Here is a 17,376-nt window from a genome sequence, read left to right as displayed (position 1 = left end):
ACGCCTCAAGCGAGCCGGCGGTGCGCGGCGAAACCGCCGAACGCGGCAAGCGGATCGGGCGCCGGTGCCCGATGTCGTCCATCCTCGAGATATTGCACGAGCGAATCGAATACGACCGGACGGCTGATCAGGAATCCCTGCACCATGTCGCAGCCCATCACCGTCAACAGCGCGAGTGCCGCATGGGTTTCGACGCCCTCGGCAACGACTTCCATCTCCAGCGCGTGGGCCAGGTCGATGGTGGATCGCACGATCAGCGGATCGCGGTTGGAACTGGTCAATTGCGTGACGAACAGCTTGTCGATCTTCAGTTCGCGCGCGGGCAGTTGCTTCAGATAGGCCAGTGACGACAGACCGGCACCATAATCGTCGATGGCGATGGTTATGCCGAAATCCGCGAAAATCTGAAGGTTCGCGATGGCACTGGCGGGGTCGCGAATGACCGAGGTTTCGGTGATCTCGAAACCCAGTTTGGCGTCGCTGCCGCCGACCAGATCGCAAGCCTCCCGCACGAACGCCGTGTCGGCGAGCAATTGACCGGCGATGTTGATGAACAGCCGCAGATCATGTCCGCGAGTCGCGAGCGCACGCTGGTCGGCGATGGCGCGACGGATGGTCCACAGCGTCATGCGATCGATCAGCTGGCATTCCTCTGCGACGGGAATGAAGTCGTTGGGCATGACCAGACCGCGCGTGGGATGCCGCCAGCGCACCAGCGCCTCGGCGCTCGTGATCTCCTGTCGCCGCACATGCACCTTCGGCTGATAGTGCAGGACGAGTTCTTCCCGATCGATCGCCGCATCCAGTTCGCGCGCCAACTGGATGGTATCCAATCGCGTGCGGGGTGGAACCGTGTGGGTCACGACCCGATATTCGACGCGCGCCTCAGCCAGGGCGGATTCGGCCTGCTCGATGATCTCGACGTCGTCGACATGGGCGGCGGGCGCGCTGGCGCCGCCGTAGGTCAATTCGATCGTGACCAGTTGATCGTCCAGCGCGAACGGCTGCCCGATCGCCTTGTCGATCGCCGCGATGCGTCGATCGATGGCCTGAACGCCGACATCCCGGAACGAACAGGCGATCTGCGTTCTGCCGATGATGGCGACGCTGCCGTTGGCGATGACCCGCCCGACTCGCTCGCTGACGAGCCCTGCAAGAAGCTCCGACCGCTCGCAGCCGATCGCGCGGCGCAGGTGCTGGAAATTCGCAATCTCGATCAGCAGATGGAATCGGTAGATCTCGCCGGAGATGTGCTCGACCGGGTCGCCTGCCGCAGCGGACGACGCTTCCGATGAATCTGTGCGAGCCGCAGCGGTCATGACCCCAACGGCCTAGGGCACAGACCTGAAGATATCTTTAACCGCAGCGCCCCCGGCGGACGCCCCGTAATCCGCGTTGAAACGTGCTTAATTTTACGTTAAGATTAACGTGCATCTAACGATGCCACGATAAGGGAGATTAGCATGTACGCATTTTTTGCAGAGCTGCTGGCGGCCATTCACGTTAACATTCCGCCCTGGTAAAGACGTTGCGGCTCGAGTGACCGGTTGACGGGCGATCCGTCCGATGAACGGGCCCTCGAGCCGCTTTTGATGGCGCATATTTATGGCTGCGAACCAGGGCATCCTGGTCCGCGCTGCGCAGTAAGCTAGACATGTCACGATAGCCGCGAGCGCACGTGACCATCTGCTTCTGAAAAACGAGCCTGTTCAGGCGTCTTCACATGGCGCCGACGGACCGTAGCGCGGCATTGTGTCCACGCCCGTTGGCGGGATTGCCGAACTCCATATCGTCGTCGACGGAACCCAGACGTAGCGCGAGGATGTCGAGCGCGTAGTTCTGGTTGAGCTTCCACGGCTTGCGTGCGCCCTGCTTTGGCAGTTTGTGCTCGGCGCGCTGGATGTAGCCTGAACTGAAATCGACGAACGGTTCCGTCGCCATGCTCGCATCGCTGTTATGCGGGGTCGCCTGGCGCAGCCCGCGCTTCTTCATCGTGTTCAGCAGGCGACAGACATAGGTCGCCACCAGATCCGCCTTCAACGTCCACGAGGCATTGGTATACCCGAACGTATAGGCGAGATTCGGGACGTCCGAGAACATCATCCCTTTATATTGGAGTGCTTTCGACAGATCGATCGGCGCACCGTCCTTGCTGAAGCGGACGTCGCTGAGCAACTGGAGTTCCAGTCCGGTTGCCGTGACGACGATATCGGCGGGCAGGTCTTCGCCCGAAGACAGGTGGATGCCGGTTTCCGTGAACCCGTCGATCGTGCCGGTCATCACGGCGGCATCGCCGCGCTTGATGCTTTCGAACAGATCGGCATCGGGAACCAGGCATAACCGCTGGTCCCAGGGATTGTAGCGGGGCGTGAAGTGGGTATCGACGTCATAGTCGGGACCCAGATGGTCGCGCACCATATTGATCAGGCGCTGCTTGAACTTCTCGGGCTGTTTCTTGGCGATGCGATAGAAGACCATGCTGGTCAGCACGTTCTTCCAGCGGGTCACGCCATAGGCGGCCTTGGCGGGAAGCTTGCCGCGTAGCCAGTTGGCGACTTTGTCCTCCGCCGGCCGGGAGACGACGTAGGTGGGCGACCGCTGCAACATCGTGACATGCGCCGCCGTCCTGGCCATTTCGGGCACCAGCGTCACCGCCGTCGCGCCACTGCCGATCACGACCACGCGCTTGCCGGCGTAATCGAGGTCTTCCGGCCACAATTGCGGATGGACGATCCGCCCGCCGAAGCGTTCGGCTCCGGCGAATTCGGGCGTGTAGCCCTTGGCGTAATTGTAATAGCCTGAACACATGCACAGGAAGTTGCATGTGAACACCAGTGGCTGCCCTTCGGGGCCGGTGACCGCAACGGTCCAGCGCGCATCCTCGGTCGACCATGCGGCACTGGTGACGTGGTGGCGGAAGCGGATATGCCGATCAATGCCGTAGCAGCGGGCAGTTTCCTCAACATAGCTGCGGATCGACGGGCCGTCCGCGATCGACTTGGCGTTCGTCCACGGGTGGAACGAGAAGCCCAGTGTGTGCATGTCGCTGTCGGAACGGATACCCGGATAGCGAAACAGGTCCCAGGTGCCACCGATCGCGGACCGCCCTTCGAGGATCACATAGCTGCGATCCGGGCAGCGCGTCTGCAAGTGATAGCCCTGCCCGATCCCGGATATACCGGCACCCACCACGACTACGTCGACATGCTCGACCATCAACCTCTCCACCATACCCGTTATTCGGTTTTCGTGGAGAGGCCTATCGCAATCGGCCTCAATAGTCTTTCGAATATTTCAGTCGGGCATCCGATCCGCCGGCCGATCCGGTGGAGGTGAGCAGGCTCAAAGCCCGCGTCAGTGCGATCTCCAGCTGCGTGGCGGTGAAGCCGCGGGCATCGGTCACGATCTCGACGTAGATGTCGTCGGTCAGGTACTTGCCCGCCGCCAGGCTGGTGCCGCGACCGCTCGCCTCGTCGGCGCCCAGCACACGCAGGCGATCGAATCCCGTCGCCGAGCGTAGCTTGCCGAGCGGGTTGAGCCCGCCCCCGCCCGACCCGCGCAGCGAGTTGAGCGCACTGGCCAGCTGGATCGCCTCGGTCGCCGACAGGTTTTCGGGGTTGGTACCGAACAACAGGCGGCTGAGCACCTCGTCCTGCGGCAGCGCCGGGGTGGAGGTGAAGGCGATCTGTGGACGCTGGCCGGTGCCGGTGATCGCGATGACCGCGGTGATCCCGTTGACGGTGGTCGACGCCTGGATGTTGATGTCCGGGTCGGTCAGCTGACCACCCCGGAAGCGGATGGTGCCGCGCGTCACCTCGAAGCGCTTGCCCGCGAACGAATAGGTCCCGCGCACCAGATCGAGGCCGCCGGCAATCACCGGCGCCGCGGAGGTGCCGCCCACCTTCAGGTTCATCTCCCACTCGGATTCGAGGCCCATGCCGGACACGAACAGCTGGTTGGCAGCACGTACCGTCAGATCGAGTTTGATGACGCTGATCGGCGCCGGTTTCGGCCGGTCGGTGGGCCGCACGGTGACCAATTGGCTCTTGCGCCGAATGCCCGTGAGTTCAGGGACCTCTGCCGAACCCTGCCGGATGATCTGATAGCGGGCCTCGGGAATGTTCAGGTTGCCCTGCAACAGCCCGCCGTCACGGCCATAGGTGAACAGGATATCACCCGACGTCGTCGCCGCCAGCGCGTCACTCTTGGCAAGCTGCGCATTGTCCAGCTTGGCGCGCAGGTCGATCGGGAAGCCGCTATCCGCCGCCAGGCCAACGCTGCCCTGGGCCTGCACGGTGCCGCTGCCGGCGCGCGCGGACAGGTTGGTCAGTTCGAGCCGATCGTTGGAGAACCGGGCCGCGATCTTCATCTGCGACAAGCGGGTACCGAAGGTCTCGTTGTCGTAGGTGAGGTTGTCGGCACGGATCAGGCCGTTCAGCTGCGGTGCGGATACCCGGCCCGAAAAGTCAGCAGCGACCGCGATCGGCCCGGACAATTGCTGCTGCGGCAGTGCGGCGAGGCTGAACAGCACTGCCGACGGGCCGTTGTAGCGGATACCGCCGGACAGCGGCGCCTGCATCAGGCGCATCGTCCAGGATCCGGCACCCGGCGGCAACGGACGAAGCGTCGCGAGCAGGCGACCGATGGTATTCGGCCCGCGTTTGATCAGCGCCCGCGCTTCGCCGCCATCGGGGACGAGACGGCCGACGAACTGCACATCGACCGGCTCGGACACCGCGGCGAGCCCGGTGCGCTGGAACCCGCTGATCGCCAATCGTGCGTCGGCGGCCGGTATCGCGCTGCCCTGCTGGCGATAGTCCAGGCTGCCGGTAACGGCACCGGACAAGCCCAGATCGGGCACGAATGCCGACAGCATCGACAGGTTGAGCCGATCGAGGCGGGCCTGCGCCGCGGTGATGCCGCCGCCGAACGAACCGGCGATACGCGCCGATCCGGCCGTCGGCCCCTGGCCGAAGTCGATCCGCGTCGCCGCAAGGCGATAGGCGCTTGCCACCGACGTGATGCGCGCCGGATTGACCGTATGGAACGGGATGTTGTTCGCCTGACCCTGCGCGGCGACTAGATAATTGCCCGGCGACAATTGCGCGTTGACGGCGACCCGCAACGGCACACCGCTCGACCCGGTGAGCAGCGCCTGCGCGGTGCCGCGACCGCCGACATAGTTCACCTTGGCGCGCATCGCCTGGATGACGAAGGCATTGTAGCGGGTGTCAGCGACCTGGACGTCGGCGATCACCTGCGGCGCCTTGGGGAACATCACGACGTTGCCGGTGACGATCGCACGGCCGATGGTGAAGTCCGCGACGCCGGGAATGCTGGCGTTATAGGCACGTGCGGCGACATCGGCGCGCTGATAACCGCCCTGGTTGCCCAGCTTCACGCTACCACTCACACCGCGCCCCGCGAACTGCAGCGATCCGGCGAACGGCCCCGCTGCGGTCGCGGCGATGCGTCCATGCGCGGCGATGCCGCCCAGCACGACGCGGTTGACGTCGACGGTGAGCTGCGGGCTCGGCCGGACCAGCACGTCGGCGGTGAACGGGCCATAATCGGTCCCACCGCTGGCGGTGACGGCATACGCCCCGTTACGCCCGACAACGCGCGCATTGAGGTTGACCAGCCCGATGCCGACGCCCGGTCGGGCCGCGCGCAGCACCACGACGGGCGCGGTGGCGCTGCCGGTGACGCGGGCGGACAATGGCCCGTATTGCGCCGAATAGGCTTCGGCGTTGACCAGCACGCTGCCGTTCGCCGGATCGAACCGGCCCTCGCCGCGGGTGATCCGGAATCCTGGCGCGCTCATCCGCAGGTTGCGGAAGGTGACGATACCTTCCGGGCTGTAGCCGATGTCGCTGCGTACGATCGCATTGCCGCCGAGGAAGTCGCGCACGCCACTGTTGAACAGCTGCTTGGTCTGCGCGACGACGCGGCCGGTGATCCCGAACCCGCCATTGGCGCCCGGCACCAGTTTGGCGTCGGTCGACAGGTTGAGAATGCCGATGCTGTCGAGCCGGTAGTTGTTGACCCGCCCCTTCAGCGCGCCGGTGTAGCGGCCCGTTTGGGTGTTGGCGACGATCACTGCGGTCGCGTCGATATTGTCCGACCGGATACGCAGATTGTCCGACAGGATGTTCGGCATCGCGATCGCAAAGTCGCCCTGGATGCGGACGTTGTTCGCCAGCCCGCCAATGGCGGCATTCAATCCGGTGACCCGGCGCGCACGGGCGTTGACCGGCACCAGAATGCGGTCCGCGTTCACCCGCGCCAGGCCTTCGGCATAGACATTCTCGACCGTGGTCGTGCCGAAGCCGATCGCGGCGGCCTTCACCTTATAGTCGACCGTCGGCGTCGCGAATGCACCGTCGAGGACGACACGCGCGGTCACGTCGCGCCCGCGCAGGTTGGGGGCGATCGCGCCCGGCGTCAGCAGCTTGGCATCCACCGCGAAATTGCCGAAGCGGCTGTTGGCGAGGTCGAGCAGACCGCCCGCATCGACCGCCAGCGCGTCCGACTTCAGCGTCAGCCGCGTATCCGCCTTGCGGTCATTGAGCGTAGTGTCCAGCGCCAGGTCCAGCCGCGGCACGGTCAGACGTTCGACCGGCCCCTGCAGGTACAGACCGGGCGTGGTGAAGCCGCGGACCTGGATGTGGCCATCGCGCGCACTGACGTCGAGGTTCGCGAGCTGCCCGCCGCCCAGCGTGGCGAGTGCCTTGCCCTGCCACGCCTTCCAGCTGCCACGCCCATCGACCGTCGCGGTCAACGGCGCTTTCAGCGAACCCATGGTCGCGACGACGCCGCCGACCGGGGCGTTCAGTTTCATGTCGATGTCGAGCTTGTTCTGCTCGGGCACCGCATCCAGCTTGAGGTGCAACGTATCGCCGCCGGCGACGCCAGCGCCCTTCAGGGCGGCCGCATCGGTGACGAGTTGCGCACGACGGTCGGCGATGTGCACCGCGCCGTCGATGCGGACCATGTGCGTCTGGCCGGTCACCGGCTTTGCCAGCACCAGCCGGCCGACGTGCAGCCGGTTCACGTCGATGTCGAGATCGGGCAGCAGCGGCGCATTCGGGTCGCTGGGCGTCTGCTTCAGTTCCGGACGGCGCGCGAGCGTCACCAGATCGGTCGACAGCGTGCGCACGTCGACATGGTTGTCGACGAACGCGAACGGCCGCCAGTCGACGCTCAGCCGGGGGCTGGTCAGGAACACGCCCTTGGGGTCGGCGACCCGCACGTCGGACAGGACCATCTGGCCGTACAGCGACCCGTCGATGCGCCCGACCTTGATGTTGAGCCCCGACGCCGTGGTATAGCCGCCGATGCGGTTGGCGACGAAGCGGCGACCGGGATCGGTGTTGATGCCCAGCACCACCGCCCCGACCAATATGACGAGGCCGAGCACGACGAACAGGATCCATTTGAGGATACGCTGCCACAGCGGACGCTTGGTCGCGACGACCGTATCGCCGGTCGGTTCGGTCACGGGACTATCCTGCGCCATCAGAATGCCTGCCCGATCGAGATGTAGAGGGCGACCTTGCCGTCGCCCGGACGCGGATTGAGCGGGGTCGCCACGTCGATCCGCATCGGCCCGAAGTTGGTGTAGAAGCGGCCACCGATACCGGCGCCGAATTTCAGCTCGGAGCCCTTGGGCAAGCTCGATTCATAGCTGTTGCCGGCATCGACGAACGGGACGATGCCGAAATTGCCGAACCGGTAGCGCGCCTCCAGCGCGAATTCGTTCAGCGACCGGCCGCCGACCGGATCGCCGTTGGGATCGAACGGCCCAAGCCGTTGATAGCCATAGCCGCGGACAGAGCCGCCGCCGCCGCCATAATAGCGCCGCGATGGGGCGAGATCGTCGCGGGCGATACCCTGGATCGATGCCGCGCGTGCACGGCCGGCGATCACCAGGCTGGTCGACACCGGATAATAATAGGTCGCCTCGATCTGCGTGCGGACATAGGGTTTGAACCCGCCGCTCACCGATCCTTCGGGGCTGACGTTCAGGCGCAAGCGATAGCCCCGCGTCGGATTGAGCAGGCTGTCCGACGTGTCCCATTCCACCTGGCCGGGCAAAGCCGCGATGCCATAGGTGCGGCGGACGTTGCGGCCTTGGGTGAAGTCGTAGACGCTCTCGTTCGTCCCGACCAGTTCGCCGCCATAGTAATAGGTGAATCTCTTCTGCCAGATGGGGGTCGAGACATAGCTCCACCGTGCCGACAGGGTGCCGGTAAAGGCATCGAACGCATCGTAATTCTGGTGCACGGCGCTGGCGATGGCGGTGAACGTCTTGTCGCGTTTGCCGGCATTGGATCGGCGGAACGTGCCCGACGCACCCTGTTCCTGGGTACCGGCGACGATCGTGCCGATCAGCGCGCCCTCTGGCGGGAACAGGTTGCGGTGCGTCCAGCTGCCCTCGGCCTTGATGCCCTGCCCTGTCGAGTAACCGGCGCTGCCCGCCAGGGTTCGCGCGGGCCCCTTGGTCTGGCGCACGAGCAGGTCCACCGCTTCGGTGCCGTCCGGATTGGTCCGCGCCGTTCGCTGCGGTTCGACCGCGACGCTGGAAAACAGGCCTGTCGCGACCAGCGCATCGCGCAGGTCGTCGGTCTTGCGACTGTCGTACAGATCGCCGTCCTTGAAACGCGGAAAAACGTTGAGATGCTTCAGGTCGAATACCGGATCGCCGGCGGGGACCAGATTGCCGAAGCTCGACCGCGGGCCGGTATCGACCGGCAGGGTATAGGCGCCGGTCGCCTTTTCCGACTGATCGTCGAGCAGGATGTCGCGATCGCCGACCTTGACGAAGGGATAGCCCTGTTGCGGCAGCGTCAGACTGACGTTCGCCTCCGCGCCCTGGATGCGCGCCGCCTCGATCGGGTCGCCGACCTTGAGCGGCAGGTTGCGACGCAGCAGGTCCGGCGGGGTCACCGGTTGCGCCTCGATGTCCACGGACGACAGAGTATAGAGCCGCCCCGGGGTCGCCGTGACGATGGCCCGCAGCCGGGCGGGCTTGGTGGCATCGGTGGCATCGGGCACCGTCTCGACCAGAGATGTCGCGGTGCCGTCGTAATAACCCAGCGACTTCATCAGCCGCACGGCCAGCGCCTCGTCCTCGCGCGCGCGGGCTGCGACCTGCGTCGCGTTGGCGGCCTTTCCGCCGCCTTCGCGCAATGCCGACAGTGCCTTGAACTGTCCGGCAAGGTCGAGCTTCTCCAAGCCCTTCAGCTCCGTATCGTAACGGATCTGCGGTGCATCGGCGTCCTTGGTGTCGGCCGCGGTCTGCAACGGCGCGGTGTTGAACGTGGATAGCGGCTGCAGCGGCTGCGCCAGTTCGGGGTTCTCCGCCGCGGCGGCCGGCAGCGATCCGTCCGGGTTCACCAGCGGCGGCTGCACGACCGGCGTATTGGCGGGAGCGGCTGCCGTACCCGCTTTAGCCGGCTGCTGTACCGCGGGCATCGGCTCGAGCGGCGCGTTGATGTCGCCGCTGAGCGGCGGCAGGGCGGCATTGAACTCGCTATCGGGGACGATCGGCGCATTGCCATTCGGGTCGGTGACGCCGGTTTGCACGCTATCTGCGGACGTAGCCGTGTCGGCCTTGGGGGCATCGGGGCCGCGCGCAGGGGCAACGCCCTGCTGCCGATTGATCTGTCCATAAGCAGGGGCCGCGGCGGCCAAGGCAATGGCAAGCCAGTAATGTCGTCCGGTCGATACTCGCACGCGTGTTCGTTCCCCTTTGCGAGAGCGTTCGCGTTCGAATCCACCCCCAAGCCATCCGACAACGCCATACCGTCATGTTGGTTGCATCGCAGCGAAGGCTTTTTCCGGGTTGCGACGAGATTACAGTTTCATCGCAACGGCTTAGCCCGCGCTTTTGCCGCAATGAAGATGGCACCCCCGACATGCCCGCCGCGCCGGCTAAACCTTCATCTGCCGTTTGACCGACCGGGCGAGCGCCGTGCCATAGGGAGGCTTCAGACCGGCAAGTTTTGCGACATCGAAGCGCGTCTGCCGGAATACGGCCTTGGCATGGCTGAAGGTGCGAAACCCGTCGACGCCATGGTAACTGCCCATCCCTGACGGGCCGACGCCGCCGAATGGCAGATCCTCCATCGAAACGTGCAGCACGACATCGTCCAGCGTCACGCCGCCCGAGATCGTCCGGTCGAGTACGGTACGACGCTCGGCGGCATTCCGGCCGAAATGATAGAGGCCGAGGGGGCGTGGTCCGCGGTTCACCCGCGCGATGGCATCGTCGATGGCATCGTCGATGGCATCGTAACGGACGACCGGCAGGATCGGCCCGAAGATTTCCTCCTGCATCAGCACCATATCGTCGGTGACGTCGGTGACGATATGCAACGGCATCTTGCGGCTGTTCGATGCGGCGAAATCCTCGTTCGCCGGATTGACCGTCTCGACGCGGGCGCCCTTGGCGCGGGCGTCGTCCAGCCAGTCGGTCAGCCGCTGATGATGCGCATCGTTGATGATCGCCGTGTAGTCCGGGTTCGCGAGCAGCGTCGGGTACATCGCCGTCGCCGCCGTCTTCAGCCCGTCGACCACCGCCCGCTCCTGCGCCGCGGGTGCCAGTACGTAATCGGGGGCGAGGCAGATCTGGCCGGCGTTCAGCATCTTGCCCATCGCGATCCGTTCGGTCGCGCGGGCCAGGTCGGCGTCGGCGCCGATGATCGCCGGGCTCTTGCCGCCCAGTTCCAGCGTCACCGGCGTCAGATTGTCCGCCGCGGCATGCAGAATATGGCGGCCGATCCCGGTCGCGCCGGTGAACAGCAGATGGTCGAAGGGTAACGCGGCGAACGCCTTGCCGACGTCGGGCCCGCCCGACACGAAGGCGAGTTCGTCCGGGGCGAAATAGCTGCCCACCACCTCTTCGAACAACGCGGCGGTGGCAGGCGTGAACTCGCTCGTCTTGACCATCACGCGATTGCCCGCGGCGAATGCACCGGCGACCGGTCCCATCACCAGGTTGACCGGGAAATTCCATGGCGCGATCACGCCGACGACGCCTTTCGGCTGATATTCCACCCAGGCACGGGCGCCGAGCAGGCCAAGCGGAAATTGCACGGCGCGCCTTTCCGGTTTGGCCCAGCCGTCCAGCTTCCGTAGCGCATGCGCGATCGGCGCGATCGATCCGCCGATGTCGGTCAGCATCGACTGATCGCGGCTGCGATGACCGAAATCCTCGCTCAAAGCGTCGCAGAAGCGGGCGGCGTGGTCGCGGATCATCGCGGCCGCCCGACGCAGCCGATCCTTGCGCGTCGCCAGCGTCACCGGCAGTTCGGTCGTGAAGGCGGCGCGCTGCCCCGCCAGCAGCGCGTCCAGCTTCATGCGCGACAGCCGATCAGGCCGGCGACGGGAACGACGATGCCGTCTTGTCCCGTCCGGTCGATCTGCAGCGATCCCGTGGGCACTTTCGCACCGGCGGTCAGGCCGTCCTGCTGGACGACTTCCATCGTCAGGCGTGCGGTGATGTCGTCGCGACGGTATTCGATGGCGTCCGAAAAGCCGAGCTTCCCCGGTCCCGCGCCGCCGCTGCGCGACAGGTCCACCGTCTTGCCGCCGATGGCGATGCGGATCGTCGCCGGATCGGCCGTCGCCATCGCGACCAACTGGCGGTCGGCGGCGCTCCACAGATATGCCGCACACCCTTTTTCCGGCAATTGCTGTCGGCCGATCGGCCCCAGCGCCGGCGCGGCGGACGGCGGGTTGGCGGGAGCGGCTTGAGCCGCGACGGCGAGCAACAGCGCGATCATGGCCCAACGACTATCATGGCCATCCACGCGGGGTAAGCCGCCACGGCGAGCAGCGCACCGAACGGCAGCGCGGTGTCGCGCGTCATGTCGCGGCGCGTCAGGTGCGCGAACAGCGCGACACCCAGCCCGATCAGGCTTGCGACCACCAACACCGCCGGCAACATGCGCCACCCCAGCCATAGGCCGATCGCGCCGAACAGCTTCGGATCGCCGCCGCCCATACCGTCGCGATGGCGCAGCGCCTTGTATGCCCATGCGATCGCGGCAAGGCTCGCGTAGCCGCCGATGCCGCCGATCACGCGGTCGGCAAGCAACGGGTCCAGCCCTGCCGCGCCGGCGATCAGGCCACACGCCGCCAGCGCGCCCGTCAGCCGGTCCGGCAACCAGAATGCGGTCATGTCGAGCGCTGCGAGCGCCAGCAGGAGCAAGCCGAAGATAGCGCCGGCAACGCCATCCGCGCCGGGCGCAACCACGCCGGCCACCACCCCGATCGCCAGCCCCGCCAATTCGGTCCGGACATGCCGCCGGTCGATGGCGGTGCCGCAGCCCCGGCATCGACCACGCTGCACGACATGGCTCAACAGCGGAACCAGTTCTGCCGCCCGAAGGGGCCGCTCGCACGTATCGCAGGCGGAACGGCCGTGCATCACCGATCGACCCTGGGGCCACCGGATGACCAGCGCCGCGATGAAGCTGCCGAAGATCGTCCCGAGTGCCCCCAAAAGGATCGGCCACAACAGGGCCGTACTCACGTCAGGCCTCGCCGGGCTCCGGGTCGCGGATCAGGTAGCGATAGACGCCGAGCAGATCGATGCCGAGCAACACGATGTTCTGCGATCCCAGCGCCCAGTCGCGCATCAGCACCGCACCGGTGATCCACGCCAATGCCGACAAACAAAACAGGGCCATCGCCCAGCCGGTGTCCCGCCGCCCCCAGTCCAGTGCGACGACGGTGGCGGCGATCATCCCGCTGATCGACGCAAACCACCGTACCGGCTCGATAAAATCGTTCATCCTCGCCCAGCGCTTGGCACGCCGAATTGATCCGGCCGGATTTAGCGTGTGCAGGACAGGCGGGGGTGGACACGCTCATTGCCCCGCCCTGCCCCGCATCCTAGATGGCTGGCAACTCAAAACACCGGAGAGCCCATGTCCACCGATCCCGTCGTCATCCTCGGCTATGCCCGCACGCCGATGGGCTCGTTCCAGGGCACGCTGTCGGGTGCCTCCGCGACCGAACTCGGCGCGGCGGCGGTGAAGGGCGCGGTGGAGCGCTCAAGTGCGTCGGCCGCGGCGATCGAGCGCATCTATATGGGCTGCGTGTTGCCCGCCGGCCTGGGCCAGGCGCCGGCACGCCAGGCCGCGATCGGCGCCGGCCTCGGCACGCATGTCGAGGCGACGACGGTCAACAAGATGTGCGGTTCGGGCATGCAGGCGGCGATCATGGCCGCGGATGCGCTCGCCGCGGGATCGGTGGATATGCTGGTCGCGGGCGGCATGGAGAGCATGACCAACGCGCCGTATCTCTCGAAAAAGCATCGCGCCGGCGCCCGCATCGGCCACGACACGATGTACGACCACATGTATCTCGATGGGCTCGAGGATGCGTACGAACCCGGAAAACTGATGGGGAATTTCGCCGAGGACACCGCAGCCGAATACCAGTTCACGCGGAAGGCGATGGACGATTATGCGATTGAATCGCTCAATCGCGCGCAAAAGGCGCAAAATACGGGCGCGTTCGACCGCGAGATCGTCGCCGCTGAGGTGAAGGGCCGCAAGGGTATTTCGACAGTCAGCCTCGACGAACAGCCTGCCAAGGGAGACGTCGCCAAGATCCCGACGCTGAAGCCCGCGTTCTCGCGTGACGGCACGATCACCGCCGCCAACGCCTCCTCGATCTCCGACGGCGCCGCCGCACTGGTGATGACCCGCGCCAGTGTCGCCGAACGGCTCGGTCTGAACCCGATCGCCCGTATCGTCTCGCATGCGGCACACGCGCACGATCCTGCGAAATTCACCACCGCACCCGTTTTTGCGATGCGCAAGGCGATGGAGCGCGCCGGCTGGACTCGCGACGACGTCGACCTGTTCGAGGTGAACGAAGCCTTTGCCGTGGTGGCGATGATTGCGATCCACGATCTTGGCCTCGATCCGGCACGGCTCAACATCCATGGCGGTGCCTGTGCCCTTGGTCATCCGATCGGTGCGAGCGGTGCCCGCATTCTTGCGACACTGCTGTCGGCGTTGCAGACCAACGGGCAAAAGCGCGGGCTGGCTTCGCTCTGCATCGGCGGGGGCGAGGCGACGGCAATGGCCGTGGAACTGATGTGAGAGCTCAGCGGCCGTAAAGGTGCGTCACGTCCGACTTGCAGCCATGCAGGCGGACGACCCGCCCACCGTCGCACACGGGTGCGGCGATCAACCGCAGCCAGCGCAATGGTGCTGCGTCATGGGGAAAGATCGCGACGTCCAGCGTGAAACCACGGCGATGGCGGATGGCGTGCGCTCGCAGCCGCTCCATCGCGGCGCGAGACGCCTCGGCGTATAGCGATACCGTCGCGATGCGCGCCGGAACGGCTGTGTCGTCCATGCCGAACAGGCGAAACACTTCCCGCGACCAGTGCAGCCGATTGTCGGCCAGATCGCACGCCCAAAGGCCGGGCGTCGTTTCCATCGGCCGTGCTGACGAGGTATCGCCAGCCCCCCTTGGATCATCCAGCAGCCGCCCCAGGTCGAACCGCTCGTCGGCATCCATCAACGGCCAGCTATGATGCAGCGGCAATGGTTCGGTAGGCGTCATGATCGGGCCTTTTGCCGGCGAAGCATGATCGCTACCGCGGCGGCCCTAACATACGGTTATGCCGGTCGGTCTGTCAGGGTAGCCGTTCGCCGCCTTCGACTCCCCACAGGGTGTCGACGCTAACGAAACCCGCCTGTCCCCTGACGTCGAGCCGGCACCAGCCGCCGCCGCACTCCGACAGTCGCCCGACCACACCGGGCGCCGCCCGCCAGGACAGTTTCGCTCCGGCCGAGGGGCGCTCCAGCATGTCGGCGGGCTGCACCCCCCGGACGATCGCCGTGCGGCGCTCGCTCAGCAGCGCCGCAAGCATCCAGCCCTGCGTACCGTCCGGGTCCTCGACCTTGCGCCATTGCTTGAACGTCGCGATCACCCGCACCGGCAGATCGGCACGCTGATACAGCCAACTCGCCGGATAGGTCTTATCCGGGCCGGTCCGCATCCGCGCGCGCCCCGCGCTGATCGAGGCGTAATATGGCAGCGTCTTCTTGGCCTCCGCCGCCCGGGCGCTGCCATCCACCGCCAGCATCGCCAGCCCGGCGATGGCACATGTACCCAGAGCCCCAAGCCGCCCCAAAGGCCAAAGCCGCATCGTTCCCGTCCTTTTCCCTGTGCCCCCTCTCTAGCGCGCCCGTCGCCAACGGCAACGATCCGTTGACGCCCGCCCCGCGGTTCGCCAAGTCGATCCGGCCATGCCAGATTCTCGCCGCACCCCCAAGGTCGTCGTGACCCGCGAACTCGCCGATACGGTCATGGGCCGGCTGGAGGCGCTGTTCGATACGGTCAACAATCGCGGCGATGCACCAATGAGCCGAGACCAACTGTCAGCGGCGATGGCGGACTGCGACGTGCTGGTGCCCACGGTGACCGACGATATCGATGCCGACCTGATCGCCGGGGCCGGCGACCGGCTCCGCCTGATCGCCAATTACGGTGCGGGCGTGAACCATATCGCGCTGAAAGCCGCACGCGCGCGCGGTATCATCGTCACCAACACGCCCGGCGTGCTCACCGAAGACACCGCCGACATGGCGATGGCGCTGATTGTCTCGGTGCCACGCCGGCTGGCCGAGGGCGAAAAGCTTGTCCGCTCCGGCGAATGGCACGGCTGGAGCCCCGGCGGCATGCTCGGCCACCGTATCGGCGGCAAGTCGTTGGGGATCGTCGGCATGGGACGCATCGGTCAGGCCGTCGCCCGCCGCGCCCGCGCCTTCGGCCTGTCGATCCACTACCATAATCGCCATCGCTTGCCCGCGGTGATCGAGGCCGAACTGGGCGCCACCTACCACGCCGACCTCGATGCGATGCTGGCCGCGTCGGACATCGTCAGCATCCACACGCCGCTGAATGCCGACAGCCGCGACCTGATCGACCGGCGGCGCATCGGCTTGTTGCGCAGCCACGTCTACCTGATCAACACGTCGCGCGGGGGCATCGTCGATGAGAGTGCGCTGGTCGATGCGCTGGAGGATGGCCGCCTGGCCGGGGCAGGCCTGGACGTCTGGGAACACGAACCCCGGATCGATCCGCGCCTGCTTGCACTGCACAATGTGGTGATGACGCCGCACATGGGGAGCGCCACTTTCGAGGGGCGGCAGGCGTCCGGCGAGCGTGTCATCCAGAACATCCGCATGTGGGCGGATGGCCATCGCCCCCCCGATCAGGTGCTGGAAGGTTGGGCGTGACCTGCCGCTTCCTCTTTCCTCACCCCGGCGGTCCGACCTTGTAAAATTTGATTGCCGACAGAAACCTTTGCTGCGCCGCGACATTATTCGCCCATCCCCAGCAAAGGACGTTCATAATGAAGATCAAGTCGCTCGCCGTCTCCGCCTTCCTCATCGGGTCTGCCGTCAGCATGTCGGCATGCTCGACGCTCAAGGGCGCAGGCATCGGTGCGGCTGGCGGGGCGGGTGTCGCGGCCGCGACCGGCGGTAGCGTCGAAAAGGGCGCTGCGATCGGCGGAACCGGTGGTGCGGTCGTCGGCACCGTCGCCGACTGACGAGGTTCGGGAGCGCCGAGCCTCAACCCGGCGCTCCCGCACATTACAACGCGGCGAGCAAACGCCTGCGTTCTAGGTCCTTGGCCCGGCCGAACCGGGACAGGATTTGCATCAGGTCTGCGCGGTCTGGGACGTACACACCACCAAGGATGACACGGGTGGTCGGAATGACGGTTTGCCAGATACCGCGCTCGTCGATCGCGAGGCCCCCCATGATCTCGACGATGCGATCGGCCCGCGGCCATTGCGCGAAAATCCGGGATCGGAACAGCGGATGGGGATCGCGCTGATCCACTGCCAAGCCCAGTCGCGTCACCACATCCATCGCATCGGCCGCGCTAGCGAGCAGGTCAATATCGGCAACGTCGGTGACGACTCCATGCAGAGCGACCGCAGCGCTGCCGATCACCCACCACGGATCACGCGCACCACGCATGACGGTAGCAACGGCGGACAACGCCGTGGTCACCCGGTCATCAGCAATGGCCATCATATCGGCTCGTCGTGTACCACCTCGAACAGCGTCAATCGCCGCTCGCCAACCCCTAACGTCGTCCAGCAGGCACGCCACGCCGCCAGATGAGGCATCGCGAAAGCCGCTCCAGCGCCGCCCGGTCCTGCCAGCGCTCGATCACATGGATCAGCCCCGGCTCGATCACATCCTCAGCGTAGCTATATTCCATGCACCCGGCTTCGGCCCGGCTGGCCTCGACCATCGCCCGCATCGCGGGACGCGCCGCCGCCGCCCGTTCGACTGGCAGTCGGATCGCCCCAGCGATCAGCAGCAC

The 17,376-nt window shown here is 66.1% G+C and carries 15 protein-coding genes; 3 read left to right on the top strand and 12 right to left on the bottom strand.

All coding sequences use genetic code 11. The annotated features are described in order from the left end of the window. Positions 1 to 5: 5 nt before the first annotated feature. The 8 genes from GTH33_RS09345 to GTH33_RS09310 form a co-directional block, all read right to left on the bottom strand. Positions 6 to 1,319, bottom strand: a complete 1,314-nt coding sequence (locus GTH33_RS09345) for an EAL domain-containing protein (protein WP_208404049.1) — start codon at positions 1,317 to 1,319, stop codon at positions 6 to 8. A gap of 400 nt (positions 1,320 to 1,719) precedes the next feature. Beyond that, complete coding sequence (locus GTH33_RS09340; RefSeq protein WP_163958172.1) at positions 1,720 to 3,216, bottom strand: flavin-containing monooxygenase; 1,497 nt, start codon at positions 3,214 to 3,216, stop codon at positions 1,720 to 1,722. 58 nt (positions 3,217 to 3,274) lie between these two features. Then, positions 3,275 to 7,519 (bottom strand): translocation/assembly module TamB domain-containing protein, encoded by a 4,245-nt coding sequence (locus GTH33_RS09335; RefSeq protein ID WP_163958171.1) that lies wholly within the window; start codon positions 7,517 to 7,519, stop codon positions 3,275 to 3,277. After that, positions 7,519 to 9,588 (bottom strand): autotransporter assembly complex protein TamA, encoded by a 2,070-nt coding sequence (locus GTH33_RS09330; protein ID WP_249055060.1) that lies wholly within the window; start codon positions 9,586 to 9,588, stop codon positions 7,519 to 7,521. Before GTH33_RS09330 ends, GTH33_RS09335 begins: the two co-directional genes overlap by 1 nt. Before the next feature lie 348 nt (positions 9,589 to 9,936). Next, positions 9,937 to 11,364, bottom strand: a complete 1,428-nt coding sequence (locus GTH33_RS09325) for a coniferyl aldehyde dehydrogenase (RefSeq protein ID WP_163958169.1) — start codon at positions 11,362 to 11,364, stop codon at positions 9,937 to 9,939. Next, positions 11,361 to 11,789 (bottom strand): hypothetical protein, encoded by a 429-nt coding sequence (locus GTH33_RS09320; RefSeq protein WP_163958168.1) that lies wholly within the window; start codon positions 11,787 to 11,789, stop codon positions 11,361 to 11,363. Before GTH33_RS09320 ends, GTH33_RS09325 begins: the two co-directional genes overlap by 4 nt. Then, the gene (locus GTH33_RS09315; RefSeq protein ID WP_249055058.1) at positions 11,786 to 12,541 is read right to left on the bottom strand and encodes a prepilin peptidase; all 756 of its coding nucleotides are present in this window, start codon (positions 12,539 to 12,541) and stop codon (positions 11,786 to 11,788) included. Before GTH33_RS09315 ends, GTH33_RS09320 begins: the two co-directional genes overlap by 4 nt. Before the next feature lies 1 nt (position 12,542). Further along, positions 12,543 to 12,803: a hypothetical protein gene (locus GTH33_RS09310; RefSeq protein WP_243848278.1), complete on the bottom strand. Its 261-nt coding sequence runs from the start codon at positions 12,801 to 12,803 to the stop codon at positions 12,543 to 12,545. 135 nt (positions 12,804 to 12,938) lie between these two features. Here GTH33_RS09310 and GTH33_RS09305 point away from each other — a divergent pair, with 135 nt between their 5' ends. Next, positions 12,939 to 14,123, top strand: a complete 1,185-nt coding sequence (locus tag GTH33_RS09305) for an acetyl-CoA C-acyltransferase (RefSeq protein ID WP_163959833.1) — start codon at positions 12,939 to 12,941, stop codon at positions 14,121 to 14,123. Between the two features lie 4 nt (positions 14,124 to 14,127). On the opposite strand, the gene GTH33_RS09300 is transcribed toward GTH33_RS09305, so the two are convergent. Further along, on the bottom strand, positions 14,128 to 14,592 hold the full coding sequence (locus GTH33_RS09300; RefSeq protein ID WP_163958167.1) for a hypothetical protein: 465 nt from the start codon (positions 14,590 to 14,592) through the stop codon (positions 14,128 to 14,130). 73 nt (positions 14,593 to 14,665) lie between these two features. Beyond that, complete coding sequence (locus tag GTH33_RS09295; protein WP_163958166.1) at positions 14,666 to 15,181, bottom strand: SH3 domain-containing protein; 516 nt, start codon at positions 15,179 to 15,181, stop codon at positions 14,666 to 14,668. A 100-nt stretch (positions 15,182 to 15,281) separates the two neighbouring features. Here GTH33_RS09295 and GTH33_RS09290 point away from each other — a divergent pair, with 100 nt between their 5' ends. Further along, positions 15,282 to 16,274, top strand: a complete 993-nt coding sequence (locus GTH33_RS09290; RefSeq protein ID WP_163958165.1) for a 2-hydroxyacid dehydrogenase — start codon at positions 15,282 to 15,284, stop codon at positions 16,272 to 16,274. Positions 16,275 to 16,390: 116 nt separating this feature from the next. Further along, complete coding sequence (locus tag GTH33_RS09285) at positions 16,391 to 16,588, top strand: hypothetical protein (RefSeq protein ID WP_163958164.1); 198 nt, start codon at positions 16,391 to 16,393, stop codon at positions 16,586 to 16,588. A 43-nt stretch (positions 16,589 to 16,631) separates the two neighbouring features. Here GTH33_RS09285 and GTH33_RS09280 read toward each other — a convergent pair whose 3' ends face one another. Further along, entirely contained in the window at positions 16,632 to 17,081 is a 450-nt protein-coding gene (locus GTH33_RS09280) for a hypothetical protein (RefSeq protein WP_243848277.1), read from the bottom strand. Positions 17,082 to 17,133: 52 nt separating this feature from the next. After that, on the bottom strand, positions 17,134 to 17,376 hold the full coding sequence (locus GTH33_RS09275) for a putative quinol monooxygenase (protein WP_249055056.1): 243 nt from the start codon (positions 17,374 to 17,376) through the stop codon (positions 17,134 to 17,136).

It is taken from the genome of Sphingomonas insulae, assembly GCF_010450875.1.
Lineage (GTDB): Bacteria > Pseudomonadota > Alphaproteobacteria > Sphingomonadales > Sphingomonadaceae > Sphingomonas > Sphingomonas insulae.
The sequence above is the reverse complement of the archived record's forward strand: the minus strand, read 5'-3'. Positions and strand labels throughout refer to the sequence as shown.

Excerpts from the sequence above, each read along its gene's own strand:
- GTH33_RS09345 (WP_208404049.1), bottom strand. The coding sequence starts at position 1,319 with ATGACCGCTGCGGCTCGCACAGATTCATCGGAAGCGTCGTCCGCTGCG.
- GTH33_RS09340 (WP_163958172.1), bottom strand. The coding sequence starts at position 3,216 with ATGGTCGAGCATGTCGACGTAGTCGTGGTGGGTGCCGGTATATCCGGG.
- GTH33_RS09335 (WP_163958171.1), bottom strand. The coding sequence starts at position 7,519 with ATGGCGCAGGATAGTCCCGTGACCGAACCGACCGGCGATACGGTCGTC.
- GTH33_RS09325 (WP_163958169.1), bottom strand. The coding sequence starts at position 11,364 with ATGAAGCTGGACGCGCTGCTGGCGGGGCAGCGCGCCGCCTTCACGACC.
- GTH33_RS09320 (WP_163958168.1), bottom strand. The coding sequence starts at position 11,789 with ATGATCGCGCTGTTGCTCGCCGTCGCGGCTCAAGCCGCTCCCGCCAAC.
- GTH33_RS09310 (WP_243848278.1), bottom strand. The coding sequence starts at position 12,803 with ATGAACGATTTTATCGAGCCGGTACGGTGGTTTGCGTCGATCAGCGGG.
- GTH33_RS09305 (WP_163959833.1), top strand. The coding sequence starts at position 12,939 with ATGTCCACCGATCCCGTCGTCATCCTCGGCTATGCCCGCACGCCGATG.
- GTH33_RS09300 (WP_163958167.1), bottom strand. The coding sequence starts at position 14,592 with ATGACGCCTACCGAACCATTGCCGCTGCATCATAGCTGGCCGTTGATG.
- GTH33_RS09295 (WP_163958166.1), bottom strand. The coding sequence starts at position 15,181 with ATGCGGCTTTGGCCTTTGGGGCGGCTTGGGGCTCTGGGTACATGTGCC.
- GTH33_RS09290 (WP_163958165.1), top strand. The coding sequence starts at position 15,282 with ATGCCAGATTCTCGCCGCACCCCCAAGGTCGTCGTGACCCGCGAACTC.
- GTH33_RS09285 (WP_163958164.1), top strand. The coding sequence starts at position 16,391 with ATGAAGATCAAGTCGCTCGCCGTCTCCGCCTTCCTCATCGGGTCTGCC.
- GTH33_RS09280 (WP_243848277.1), bottom strand. The coding sequence starts at position 17,081 with ATGATGGCCATTGCTGATGACCGGGTGACCACGGCGTTGTCCGCCGTT.